The organism is Chromobacterium rhizoryzae (genome assembly GCF_020544465.1).
Classification (GTDB): Bacteria; Pseudomonadota; Gammaproteobacteria; order Burkholderiales; family Chromobacteriaceae; genus Chromobacterium.
The window spans coordinates 4,457,955-4,470,739 of the sequence record NZ_CP066126.1 but is presented as its reverse complement, the minus strand read 5'-3'; the positions used below and the strand labels follow the sequence as shown (position 1 = coordinate 4,470,739).

Annotated in this window: 9 protein-coding genes; 2 read left to right on the top strand and 7 right to left on the bottom strand. The window is 66.7% G+C overall.

All coding sequences use genetic code 11. The annotated features are described in order from the left end of the window. Nucleotides 1–287: 287 nt before the first annotated feature. Nucleotides 288–2,165: a methyl-accepting chemotaxis protein gene (locus JC616_RS20290; RefSeq protein WP_227105066.1), complete on the top strand. Its 1,878-nt coding sequence runs from the start codon at nucleotides 288–290 to the stop codon at nucleotides 2,163–2,165. Between the two features lie 281 nt (nucleotides 2,166–2,446). Then, nucleotides 2,447–4,306, top strand: coding sequence for a tetratricopeptide repeat protein (locus JC616_RS20285; RefSeq protein ID WP_227105064.1), 1,860 nt, complete (start codon nucleotides 2,447–2,449; stop codon nucleotides 4,304–4,306). A gap of 18 nt (nucleotides 4,307–4,324) precedes the next feature. On the opposite strand, the gene JC616_RS20280 is transcribed toward JC616_RS20285, so the two are convergent. The 7 genes from JC616_RS20280 to JC616_RS20250 all read right to left on the bottom strand — a co-directional run bounded on the left by JC616_RS20280 (nucleotide 4,325) and on the right by JC616_RS20250 (nucleotide 12,651). After that, nucleotides 4,325–5,707, bottom strand: a complete 1,383-nt coding sequence (locus JC616_RS20280; RefSeq protein ID WP_227105062.1) for an FAD-binding oxidoreductase — start codon at nucleotides 5,705–5,707, stop codon at nucleotides 4,325–4,327. A 1-nt stretch (nucleotide 5,708) separates the two neighbouring features. Beyond that, the gene (locus JC616_RS20275; protein ID WP_227105060.1) at nucleotides 5,709–6,224 is read right to left on the bottom strand and encodes a cupin domain-containing protein; all 516 of its coding nucleotides are present in this window, start codon (nucleotides 6,222–6,224) and stop codon (nucleotides 5,709–5,711) included. A gap of 19 nt (nucleotides 6,225–6,243) precedes the next feature. Further along, a complete protein-coding gene (locus tag JC616_RS20270) occupies nucleotides 6,244–6,867 on the bottom strand; it encodes a glutathione S-transferase family protein (protein WP_227105058.1) in 624 nt (207 codons plus the stop codon). 5 nt (nucleotides 6,868–6,872) lie between these two features. Continuing rightward, nucleotides 6,873–8,375, bottom strand: a complete 1,503-nt coding sequence (locus JC616_RS20265; protein ID WP_227105056.1) for a sodium:solute symporter family transporter — start codon at nucleotides 8,373–8,375, stop codon at nucleotides 6,873–6,875. Beyond that, entirely contained in the window at nucleotides 8,372–8,605 is a 234-nt protein-coding gene (locus tag JC616_RS20260) for a DUF485 domain-containing protein (RefSeq protein ID WP_227105054.1), read from the bottom strand. The genes JC616_RS20265 and JC616_RS20260 overlap by 4 nt, the downstream gene beginning before the upstream one ends. A gap of 93 nt (nucleotides 8,606–8,698) precedes the next feature. Further along, entirely contained in the window at nucleotides 8,699–11,263 is a 2,565-nt protein-coding gene (locus JC616_RS20255) for a hypothetical protein (RefSeq protein WP_227105052.1), read from the bottom strand. A 251-nt stretch (nucleotides 11,264–11,514) separates the two neighbouring features. Then, nucleotides 11,515–12,651: a sugar diacid recognition domain-containing protein gene (locus tag JC616_RS20250; RefSeq protein WP_107800650.1), complete on the bottom strand. Its 1,137-nt coding sequence runs from the start codon at nucleotides 12,649–12,651 to the stop codon at nucleotides 11,515–11,517. Between the last annotated feature and the right edge of the window lie 134 nt (nucleotides 12,652–12,785).

Here is a 12,785-nt window from a genome sequence, read left to right as displayed (position 1 = left end):
CGGACGACGTTTCTTCCTCGTGTTGGCCCCTGCCGTTGTCAAACCGCAGGGGGTTTTTTTTTGCCCGCCGTCCGGCGCGCGTCTTCCCTTGCTCCTGTGTTTGATCAAACAAAATCATAATCTGTCACAACTGTACCCATATTTGATATTTAAAACGGGTTACATCCGTTAAACTGGCCGAAGATAAACCAACAATAACAATTGGCTGCCAACGGTAAGGGGAGTGTCGCGCGGCAAGGCGGGGCATCAAAACCATGGTTGTCAATCACGCGAGAAAAAGGACTGTTATGAAATCGCTCCGTAGCCGGCTGATCGCCCTGAACGCGCTATTGATGGCGCTGTTTGGTTTGGTGCTGGTGGTCATCGTCTTCGTGCAGATGCGCACGGAAATATTGCAGGGCCTGGACCAGGAGTTCGAGGCCAGCCTGATGGGACAAAGCGCGGTGGTGACCACCTGGCTGGGCGAGAAGAAACAGCAGATTGTCGCGCAGAGTACGATGGCGTCCGAGCCCGACGCCCTCCGATTCCTCAAGACCGGCGCCAAGGCCGGCGGTTTCAACGTCAACTACGCCGGCTACGCCGACGGCCGCTCGCTGTTTTCCGATGATTGGACGGCGCCGGCCGACTACAAGGTGGCCGACCGCGACTGGTACAAGCGCGCCAAGGACAGCGGCCAGGCGGTGGTGACCGACCCCTATCTGGACGAAGCCACCAAGAAACTGACGGTGACCATTTCCGCGCCCTTCAACCACAACGGCGCTTTCGCCGGCGTGGTGGGCGGCGACGTGATGGTGGACACGCTGGTGAAATCGGTGCTGGGCCTGAAAGTGCGCGGCAACGGCTACGCCTTCATCATGGACAAGAAGGGCACGGTGATCGCCCATCCGCAAACCGATCTGGCGCTGAAGCCCATCACCAGCGTGGCGCCGGAACTGACGCCGGAACGGCTGGCGGACATCGTCAGCCACGACCAGGCGTCGGAAGTGCAGATCGGCGGCCAGGCCATGCTGTTGTCGGCGCAGGAAATCCCCGGCACCAACTGGGTGATGGCCTTGGCGGCGGACCGCGCCACCGTGCTGGCGCCGTTGACCACGCTGCTGTACACCATCGCCGGCCTGACCGCGCTGGTGTTCGTGCTGATGATCCCGCTGGCGAGCCTGGTGATAGGCCGCATGCTGGCCGGCCTGGTGCGGCTGAAGAACGCGATGGAGGACATTTCCCACGGCGAGGGCGACTTGACCTTGCGGCTGAAGGACGACGGCCAGGATGAAATCGCCGCCACCGCGCGCGCCTTCAACACCTTCGTCGCCCAATTGGCCCAGCTGTTCCGCGGCCTGAAGCAGGACGCCGCCGGCGTGGTCAACGGGGTGCAGGACGCCAGCCAGCTGGTGGCCGGCGTGGCGGACAGCTCGCGCCATATTTCCGACGTGTCCTCGTCCAACGCGGCCACGCTGGAGCAGATCACGGTGTCCATCTCCCACATCGCCGACAGCGCGCGCCAGGCCGACGAGCTGACCAGCCTGACCGGCGCCAGCCTGGAGGCCAGCGCCAGCAATATGCAAAGGCTGTCCAGCGGCATGGAGGGCACGGTGCAGTCGGTGCGCGGCCTGGAAACCATGTTGTCCTCGCTGGACAAGCGCTCTCAGGAAATTTCCGGCATCACCAATGTGATCCGCGACATCGCCGACCAGACCAATCTGCTGGCCTTGAACGCGGCGATCGAGGCCGCGCGCGCCGGCGAACAGGGCCGCGGTTTCGCGGTGGTGGCGGACGAGGTGCGCAAGCTGGCCGAGCGCACCGCCCAGGCCACGCTGGAAATCTCCAATATGGTCAGCGCCATCCGCGACGAAACCGGCCGCGCGGTCAACGACGTCAACCAGACCGTGGCCGCGGTGGACGAGGGCGTGGAGCTGACCCGCGAAGCCGTGGCCAAGATCGAGGAAATCCGCGCGTCCATGTTGGACGTGGTGGCCAAGATGAACGAGATTTCGGATTCCACCAGCGAGCAGCACAAGGCGACCACCTTGATCGCGCAAAGCTCGGAGGCGATCAACGGCCATGTGCTGGAAAACGACGACTCCTTGCAGAACGTCAGCAGCACGCTGACCGGCTTGTCGCTCAATGCCGGCAAGATGAACGCCGAGTTCGACAAATTCCGTTTGTAAAACGGCGAGAGCAAGAACACACGGCCGGGGAGCTTGCTCCCCGGCCGTTTTCATAGGCGGCGGCTCAGCCGGCCCCAGCATCCAGCCGGCAGGCAGCGTTCTTGCCGCCCCCCCAGTGAAAAGGCCGCCGCGCGTGGAAGAAATTCAGGCGGGGCACGGCAAAGGGCGTTTTCATCAAGGAGAGATGCTGGTTACTATGCGGGAGACGATATTCCGCTGATTTCAAAAAGCGCTTAATCGGAACGGAGCCGGGGCGCTTGCGTTCCGGGCGCTGAAAACTTATGACCGAACCGACTTCCCACGCCTTGCGCGCCGGCGCCTTATTGGCCGCCGGCGATCTGAACGGCGCTTTGCTGGCCGCGCAAAGCGGCTTGCAGGCCCAGGCCGACAACGCCGAATTGTGGAACCTGCTGGGCGTATGCGCGGCGCGGCTGGAGCAACTGGCCATGGCCGAGCAGTGCTGGCGTCAGGCGCTGCAATGCGATCCGCGGACGCCGGACGCCCATTACAATCTGGGCCGCTGCCTGATGGCGCAAGGCCAGTTGGCGCAGGCGGAGGCGCATTACCGCGCGGAACTGGCGCAGCATCCGGAGCACGCGGCCTGCCAAGGCAATCTGGGCGTCTTGCTGGAGGAGGCGGGACGGCTGGACGAAGCCGAAGCCCAGTATCGGCTGGCCCTGCGGCTGCGGCCGCAGTCCGCCGTTCATTGCTTCAATCTGGGCCGTTTATTGTATCGGCTGCGGCCGGAGGAGGCTGAGGACTGCTTGCGCCGGGCGCTGGCCTGCGCGCCGGACGACGTGGACGCGCTCAATCTGCTGGGACAAAGACTGGCGGAGCGCGGGGAGCGGGCCGAGGCGGAAACGCTGTTGCGTCGGGCGCTGGCGCTGGAGGCGAGCCATGCGGGCGCGCTGAGCAATCTGGGCTTGTTGTTGCAGGCGCAGCGGCGTTGGGCCGAGGCCGAGGCCTGCTTGCGCGCGGCGGCGGAGCGCGCGCCGGAACAGGCGCAGGTGCTGGGCAATCTGGCCCTGTGTTTGTGGCGGCAGGGGCGCAGCGAGGAGGCGGAGCCGCTGGCGCGCCGCGCCTTGGCGCTGGAGCCGTCGGACGCGGACGCTCATCAGCAATTGGCGCTGGCTCTGGCGCAGCAAGGCGGCTGGGAAGAGGCCGAAACTACGCTGCGCGCGGGGCTGGACGCTCAGCCGCTGCACGCCGGGCTGCGTCGCAATCTGGGCTATTTGCTGCTGACCCAGGGGCGTTGGGGCGAGGGCTGGCCCTTGCACGAGGCGCGGCTGGAAACCGCGCCGTCGCCGGCCTTGAGCTCACCGCGCTGGCGCGGCGAGGCCTTGGCCGGCCGCCGTCTGCTGCTGTGGTTCGAGCAGGGTTACGGCGACGCCTTGCAGACGGCGCGTTACCTGCCGCTGCTGCTGGGGCGCGGGCCGGCGCGCGTGATCATCGCCTGCCGGCCTGTCCTGCTGCCCTTGCTGCAAGCGCAGGGCTGGCCGGTGGAGTGGCTGCCGATAAGCGATCTGGCCGGTCCGTGGCCGGCACACGATTGCCATGTGTTTTCCATGAGTTTGCCCGGCCTCTTGCAGCCGGAGCCCGCGCCAGCGCCGGCCTATCTGCGCGCCGACGACGCCGGCCGCGCCGCCTGGCGCGCGCGCTTGCCGGCCGGCGGCCGCAAGCTGGGCCTGGTGTGGCGCGGCCGGCCGGAGCACGAGTTCGACCATTGCCGCTCCTTGCCGGATTTGGAGATGCTGCTTCCCCTGCTGGCCTTGCCCGGTGTTCAGTGGCTGGCCTTGCAGCCGGAGCTGAATCAGGCCGAGCGCGATTGGCTGCGCGCGCGCGGCGTGCCGGCCCTGGGCGATGAGTTGGCGGATTTCGCCGCCAGCGCCGCCTTGCTGGCGGAGCTGGACGGACTGGTGACGGTGGACACCGCCTTCGGCCATCTGGCCGGCGCTTTGGGATTGCCTTGCGCCTTGCTGCTGTCGGCGCGGCACGCCGACTGGCGCTGGGGGCTGGAGAGCGAAACCACGCCCTGGTATCCGCGCCATCGTCTGTTCCGCCAAAGCGAGGCCGGGGACTGGACGGCGCCGCTGGCGCGCTTGGCGAGCGCCTTGCCGGGCGATCCGGACCTTAAGGGTTGAGCGGGGCGGGGCAATCCATCACAGCCACTTGCCCGGATTCATCAGCCGCTCCGGGTCCAGCGCGGCCTTGAGCGCGCGCATCAGCTCCAGCGCCAGCGGGTCCTTGTAGCGCTCCAGCCACTGGGGCTTGAGCTGGCCTATGCCGTGTTCGGCCGCCAGCGTGCCGCCCAGGCGGTAGACGTGGTCGTAGACGATGGCGTTGACCGCCGCCTCGTCGTCGAACAGATCGACGTTGCCGGGCCGGGTGTAGCTGATGTTGTAGTGCAGATTGCCGTCGCCGGCGTGGCCGAAGGCGACGATGCGCACGCCGGGATAAGCGCGGCGCAGCGCGGCGCCGCAGTCGCGCACCAATTGCGGCAGCGCCGAGGTGGGCACGGCGATGTCGTGCTTGATGCTGGGGCCGTCCTGTTTCTGGATTTCCGAAATCTCCTCGCGCAGCAGCCACAGCTTGCGGCGCTCGGCCTCGCTTTGCGCCACCACGCCGTCGCGCGGGGTTTGCCCGGCCAGCCAGTCCAGCAGCGCCTCGTTCAGCGCGGCGTCGTCGCCGCCGTCGGACAGCTCGATCAAGAGCAGCCACGGCGCGGTGAACGGCAATTGGCCGGGGCGGTGGCGTTCGATTGCCTGTTGGCAGTCGGCCTCGATCACCTCGAAGGCGGTGAGGCGGTCGTCGAAGCGTTGGCGCAGGCCGTTGAGCCAGACGATGGCGGTTTCGATGTCGTTCACGCCGATCAGCGCGGTGGCGCGGGCGCTGGGCAGCGGAAACAGCTTCAGCGTGGCGGCGGTGATCAGGCCCAGCTGTCCCTCGGCGCCGATGAACCATTGCTTGAGGTCCAGGCCGGTGGTGTCCTTGCGCAGGCCGGCCAGCGCGTCCAGCACCCGGCCGTCCGGCAGCACCACTTCCAGGCCCAGCGTCAGTTCGCGCATGGTGCCGTAGCGCAGCACCGCGACGCCGCCGGCGTTGGTGGACAGATTGCCGCCGATCTGACAGCTGCCTTCCGAGGCCAGCGACAGCGGAAACAGCCGTCCGGCCTGTTCCGCCGCCAGCTGCACCTCGCGCAGCGTGGCGCCGGCCTCCACGGTGACGGCGTTGTTGTCCGCGTCCAGCTTGCGCACGGCGCGCAGCCGCCGCATCGCCACCACCAGTTGGCGGCCGCTGGCGTCCGGCGTGGCCGCGCCGCAGGTGGAGGTGTTGCCGCCCTGCGGCACGATGGCCACCTGATGGCGGTGGCAGAGCTTGACCAGCTCGGCCGCCTCGGCGGTGCTGCCGGGCAAGGCCACCGCCAGCGGCCGGCCCTGGTAGCGGCGGCGCCAGTCCAGCGTGTAGGGCGCGGTGTCGGCGGCTTCGGTCAGCAGATGGGCGGGGCCGATCAGGGACGCGGCGGCTTGGAGAAAATCGTGCATGTCAGAAAGGGCCTCCGGCCGCGCGCAGCAGATCGGGCAGGCCGTCGTGATCGCCCTGCGGGCGCTCGGGCGCGTCGCTCCAGTGCTGCGGGCCGATGGCGGCGTTGCGCGCCGGGTGCAGCGGGTAGTGCACCTGATTGTCGTCGCGGTTGACATCGCCGACGCAGAGCAGGCGCACCGGCTTATCGCTATTGTTGATGAAGGTGTGGGCGAGGCCGGTGCCGGCCTTGAAGCCGACCGAGTCGCCGGGCCGCAGCCGGTACAGCGCGCCGTCCAGCCAGACGTCGGGCTCGCCCTCCAGCACGTGGACGAATTCGTCCTCGGTTTTTTCCGCGTGCGGCCAGCTGGTGCGTTGGCCCGGCTCCAGCAGTTCGTGATGGATGCCGAGGCGGGCGAAGCCGTAATGCTTGCCCAGCGCCGCGCCGCGCGCCAGCGGCTCCCGGCTGTCGGGATAGCTTTGCGAGCGGGCTTCGATCAGCTCGCTCCAGTGTCGGATGCAATCGGGACGGGACGACATGGCGGGGCTCCGTGGGGGCTTAGTCGGGAATGTCCGGCGCCATCAGCACATCGGGGTGCTGCCAGCCCGGCTGCTGGGCGATGCGTTCCAGCCAGGCCCGGACTTGAGGCCAAGCGGCGATGTCCAGGCCGGCGTCGGCCAGCCACCACAGATAGGCGCTGGCGGACAGATCGGCGATGCTCAGCCGCTGGCCGGCCAGATAGGGCTGTTCGGCCAGGGCGGCGTCCAGGGCGTCCAGATCGGCGCGCGCGCGTTGTTCCAGCCAGGCTTCCACCTCCGGCTGAGGCAGCCGGTTCATCCGCGACCAGCGCAGATTGGGCACCGACAGGCCGACGCGGTTGGCTTCCCAACTCAGCCATTCGCGCACGGTCTCGCGGCTGCCGTGCTCGCCGCTGAGCTGGCCGAAATTATTGGCCAGCCATTGCAGGATGGCGTTGGACTGGCACAGCGCGGTGCCGTCGGCCACCAGCACCGGCACTTCGCCGAAACGGCTGGCGGCGCGGAAATCCTCCGGCCGCTGTTCGCGCGGCAGCTCCAGGTCCACATGGACGTAATCATGGGAAACATCGGCCAGCATCAGCGCCAGGCGCACCTTGTAGCTGTGGCCGGACAGTCGGTTGCCGTAAAGAGTCAGTGTGGTCATGAGTGTCAGGGTCGGTGAGAAGTATCGCTAGCCGATGATACCGCCGTTGCGCCGCGGCGCGAACCCAGCCAAGCCAGCGCAAAGGCCAGCGGCACAGAGAACAGCGCCGGGTTGGCGTAGGGAAACAGCGGCTTGGCGTGGCCCAGCGCGCCCACCCATACCGCCGGGCCGGTCACGATCAGCGCCGCCGCCGCGGCTAGCCCGCCCAGGCTGCCCCACAGCGCGCCGCGCGCGCTGAGGCCGGGCCAGTGCAGGGCCAGCAGCAGCACCGGAAAATTGGCCGAGGCGGCGATGGCGAAGGCCAGGCCCATCAGGAAGGCGATGTTTTGCTGCTGGAACAGCGTGGACAGCAGCAGGGCCAGCAGGCCCAGGCCGACGGTGGCCCAGCGCGACACCCGCAATTCGGCGTGGGCGTCGACGCGGCCGCGCCGCCACCAGACCGCGTAGAGATCGTGGCTGATGGCGCTGGCGCCGGCCATGGCCAGGCCGGACACCACCGCCAGGATGGTGGCGAAGGCCACCGCCGCCACCAGGCCCTGCCAGGCCGGCCCGCCCAGCAAGGTGGCCAGGTGGATGGCGGCCATATTGCCGCCGCCCAGCAGTTTGCCGGCGGCGTCGTGGAAGCCGGGTTCCGGCCCCACCAAGGCCAGCGCGCCGTAGCCGATGACGATGTTGACGGCGAAGAACAGCGCGATCAGGCCGGTGGCGAAGCAGGCGGACTGGCGCGCGGCGCGGCGGTCAGGCACGGTGAAGAAGCGCATCAGCACATGGGGCAGGCCCAGCAGGCCCAGGCAAAGGCCCAGGCCCAGCGACAGCACTTCCAGCGGATCGCTCAGCGCCGGACTGGGCAGGAAGGCCTGCGGCCCGCGCAAGGCCTCCACGGCGGCGAACAGCCGCGCAGGATCGCCGCCGAAGCGCGCCAGCACGCCGCCGGCCAGCAACAGCGCGCAGCCGAACATCAGCACCGCCTTGACCATCTGCACCCAGGTGGTGGCCAACATCCCGCCCAGCGCCACGTAGAGCACCATCAGCGCGCCCACCAGGCTCACCGCGGCCAGATAGGGCAGGCCGAACAGCAGCTCGATCAGTTTGCCGGCGCCCACCATCTGCACGATCAGGTAGAACAGCGTCACCGTCAGCGAGTTGACGCTGGCGGCCAGCCGCACCGCGTCGTGGTCGAAGCGCCGGCCCAGCACCGCGGCGGCGGTGTAGCAGCCGCTGCCGCGCAGCTTTTCCGCCAACAGCAGCAGCAAGAGCGGCCAGCCGGCCAGGGTGCCGACGGCGTAGGCCAGGGAGTCGTAGCCCTGGGACAGATACAGGCCGGCGGCGCCGAGGAAGGCCGCCGCGGACAGGTAGTCGCCGGCCAGCGCCAGCCCGTTCTGCCAGCCGCGGATGCGGCCGCCGGCGGTGTAGAAATCGCCGGCCGAGGCGGTGCGCCGCGCGGCGGCGGCGGTGATGGCCAGGGTCAGCAGCACGAACAATAGGAAAAAGGCGGACGCGTGGTTCATGCGCGCTCCGAGTCGTCGGCGCGGCCGGCGGCCAGCGCGTAGCCGGCGGCCAGCAGGAAGAACAGCAGGAACATGGCCAGCGCCAGCAGGACGGACGCCGGCCAGCCGACGAGTTTGGCTTCCAGCCAGGCCGGACGCAGCGCCAGCAGCAGATAGTAGCCAAGGCAGCCGGCGGCGGCGATCCAGGCCAGCCGGCGGGAGAGGGGGGGAGTGGCAGTGGGCTGGCCCATGAGGGATTACGCAAGAAGTCTAAACCGAATAGTTTAGCGCATCGGCGGGCCGGGCAGGGAGATCGGACCCTGCCCGGCGGCGGGCCAGGTGAATCAGCCTGCGAGCGGACGATACAAGTGATAACGGCCGCTTTGTCGTTCCACTAGCAACAGCAACGGCGGCAGTGACGGGACTGGGGCATCAATGGAGCGGCGGTTGCGGCTCACCGGCACGCCTTCCGGCAGGCGTTGCTGAAAATGGTCAGAGCGGTCGGCGGCGGCCTTCAGCGTTTGGTAGTCGCGCTCGAAACCAGCAGGGTCGCTGTCCGCCTTGCCCAGGAAGGAGACGAACTGGGCGATGGAGTCGGCGTTCTTGAGCCCTTTGAACGCAATATTGATGTTATCGATCTGCGGCAGGTCGGCGCCGCCGTAGCGGCTATCCTTCTCGATATGCTTATTGGCGAGGTTGATCAGTTCAAATACATCGACATCGCCGACGCGGGCCTGCTTTTGCGTACCGACATAAGCGAAGTCCAGTGTGTTGGGGCCGCCATGCGACAGCTCATGGATCAGCACATCGGCGACCGCGCTCGGGTTTTTGCCCATCCGTTCGTAATAGGCGTAGAAGCCATCGCGGCCAACATTGATGATTTTTGATTTGGGCTTGCGGCCCAGCATCTGGTATTGCTCCCTGGAGAGTTCCGCCACCGTGGTGGGAGAGCCGACCCGGCTGTCGAAATTGAAGTTGGCGGTGTCGATGCGCGCCAGATCGCCCTGGATCTGGTCCAGATATTTGCCCAGCTGCGCCAAGCGTTTCGGGTCCTGATGGAAGGTTTTGCCGAAATAGGCCTCTTCCGCCAACTGGACCTGGGGGCGAAGGTCGGAGCGGTTCAAGGCCTGGATCGCATTGGCGATTTTGGTTTGCGCGATTGGCAGCGCCTTGCCTATGGCCTTGCGCGCGGCGCGGATTTTCAGCGGCTTGCCGATGATAGGCATGTCAACCAGTTTGAATGCGGGATTGTCCCGGCTGGCTGGTTTGGCCAATCCCACCTCGACGCGCTTGCCGTGGGCGCTCAGCTCGATCTGCAGATTGCGGGCGTCCCCAAGCTGCACTTGCTTGCCGTGCCGTTGAACGGGGTAGTACTGCTGGTCGATGGCCAGGACGTATTGGCCATCGCCGGTGCGCTGGATGCCGAAGTGATTGGGCGTGGAAAGCTGGCGCTCGTCCAGGGCCAGCGGCGCGATGTCGTGCTTGGCGATGGCCGCGCGCAGTTCGGGTGCGGCCTGTCGCGTGAGCTCGTGCTTGAGATGCCATTCGCCCAGACGATTTTCCACTTCCAGGGGCGCGGCGTCAGGCCGGCGGGCATCGTAGATGTATTCCTTGCCGGTGGCGAGTTCATGACGGTAAGGCACCAGGCGGCCAAACAGCTCGATGGCTTCAAGCCGTGCCGGTTGCGCTGTGAAGGAATTGTGAACGCTGTAGACATGAGGCGTGTTCGCGCTGCTGGAGCGATGCAAGTGATGCGGACCCAGCGCCAGTTTATGGGCGGCCAATTGTTCCTGCTTGCTGAAATGCCGGAATTTGCCATCGCCCAGCAAGCGCCATTCCTGTGCGAGATGGTTGAAATAGACTTCGCGGTTAGCGAACTTTCCCTGCTGCTTGGCCGGGATTTGCGCAAAACTGCGGCCATCCTTCTCCAACAAGGCGACGTCATGGTGTTTGCCGTTGGCTTTGAGTTTGATGTGGTTACGACCGTTTTTGAGATGGAATGCCGGCAGGTCTATTCCTGAAGCCTTGCCGCCAGGCTGGGGCGCGGTTTGCAAGCGCTGCCGCTCGGCATGGCTCATCCCATCAATGCTGAAGCGGGCTTGTTGGGTCACTTGCTGCAACAGGTTGAGTTCTTCTTCCCGCGAGGTGGGTTTGCCTTCCAGATCATTGGCTGCATGCTCCAGCAGAGGGCCGACGATGTATTGCGCGATGGCCAAGGGCTGGCTGCCTGGCAGCAGCGTCAGGACTTGCGAGGTGATGGCGTCGACTTTCTCGGTGATGTCGGTGATGGCCGAGATCTCCTCGGACGTGGCGCAGCCGCGGCCCTGTCTCCAGCTGTCGACATGCTTGCTTTCCGTGGCCAGTGCGGTGATGGGGTTGCGCAAGGTTTTGCCGATTTGGCGCAGCACTTGGGCGAAGGACAGATTCTCGCCTTCGTTCATGCAGGAAAAATCAAACATCTTAACGATCTTGACGTCGTCAGGCGCAGCGGTCGTGGTCGTGGTCTTGGGTTTGGGAACGACGTGGCGCGCTTGGCGGAGCAGGGGCGTTTCCGGCTGTGGAGGCGCGGAGCGGGAATAGGGCTGGCTGTGGATCTGGAGCAGCGCCGAGGGGAGGGCGGATGGCGCGGAAGACGCCGGAAGCAACGGCGATTCGCGGTTGAGAAGCGGCTGGACCCCGGCCTGGACATACAGGCCGCTCAGCAGAACGTTTTTCAAGGTGAGGGGAAAGGCGGGGGGCGAAAGCGTGGATGCCGACGAATCGGGTGCATTGCGTATTTGTTTCACCTGAGCAAACAGATTTTCCGTTTCACGGCGTTCTGCCGGGGTTTTTGCGTTGGCGAGCAGTTGCGCTTCAATCGGGCTGGGCTGCTGGGAGGGGCGACTTGAGAAAAAGGGAATGGAAGGCATATGGCGGTCCTGTGCGGTGAGGGCGATCTCGGGCATCGCGACAGGGGGCAATACTAGAGACAGGCTTGGAGCCTGCCTCTCAAAAAGTGTCCATACGCCGTCTTGGTCTTGTTTCGTTGCAGCAGTCATGGACTGCGTATAAGCATCTGGAGACCTTGCTGGAAGTCGCGCTGGCGCAGCAGGGGGCCAAGCCGGCGCGGCTCAAGCGCATCGGCCGGTAGCCCGAGGCCGAGGCCATCGACGAGCGAGTGTCACCCCAGCAGCAGCGCGACGTAGAGCCGGAAACGGTCCTCGTGGCGCTGCAGGTCCAGTCCGGTGATGTCGGCGATGCGGCCCAGCCGGTAGTCCAGCGTGTTGCGGTGGATGTGCAGCGCCCGCGCGGTGGCGCCGGGGTGGGACTGGTGGGCGAACCAGGCCTCGGCGGTGCGGCGCAGCCCGCTTTTGCCGGCCTGCTCCAGCCTTTGCAGCGGCTGCCGCAATTGCTGGGCCTGCCAGCCGTGATCCAGGCCGGACAGCAGCACCGGCAGCGCCAGTTCGTAATAGCTGTGCGCCCGCCGCTTGGGCTGCCGTTGCCGGCCGATGCGCGCGGCGGCGCGGGCGCTGAGACAGGATTGGGCCGCGCCGTCCCGCCCCGGCAGCGCAATGCCCATGCCCAAGCGGAAGCCGGGCGCCGCCGTTTCTTCCAGCCAGGCGGCCAGCGCGCGCAGCCGGCGTTGCAGCAGCGCTTCGCGTTCGGCTTCGCCTTCCTCCTCGCAAGCCTCCACCAGCACCAGCTCGTAAGGGCCGGTGGCCGCGCTCAGCAAGCGCGGCCAGCGCGCCGCCAGCGCCGATTGCAGCTGTTGCAGCGCCGCCTGGGCCTGATCGGCGGCCAAGCCCTCTTCATCCAGTTGCAGGCTCAGCGCCACATGATGCTGTTCCAAGCGCAGCCCCAGGCGCTGCGCCCAGGCGTCCAGCGCCGCGCCGGGCTCGCCGCGTATCCATTCCAGCACAAAGGCTTCGCGTTGGCGCGCGTCGTGTTGCAGCGCCCGCTGCAACTGCGCTTGCTCCAGAATCATCTCGGCGGTCAGCCGCACCAGTTCGCCGAACTGGCGAACCTGCTCCGGCTGGCCGGTCAGGCCGACCACGCCCGCGATGCGGCCGTTCACGTGCAGGGGCAGGTTGATGCCGGGACGGGAGCCGTGCAGCTTGCCGGCGGTGGCCTCGTCTATTTCCACCGTGCGTCGCTGCGCCAGCGCCAGCAGCGCGCCGTCGTGCAACTGCCCCAGCCGGCCGGCGTCGCCGCTGCCCAGAATCGCGCCTTGGGCGTCCATCACGTTCACGTTGAACGGAATGATGCGCATGGTGCGGCTGACGATGTCCTGCGCGAGTTCGGCGGTCAGAATGGGCATGGCGCGTCCAGGGTTTGTGCGTTTGCATAATATATTCCGGCAATTCCCGCGCATAAACCAGACGTCTGCACGAAGTATTTTCCGTTGGCGCTGACCAGAATGAGCGACGCGATACAAAAACAATATTCATCAGA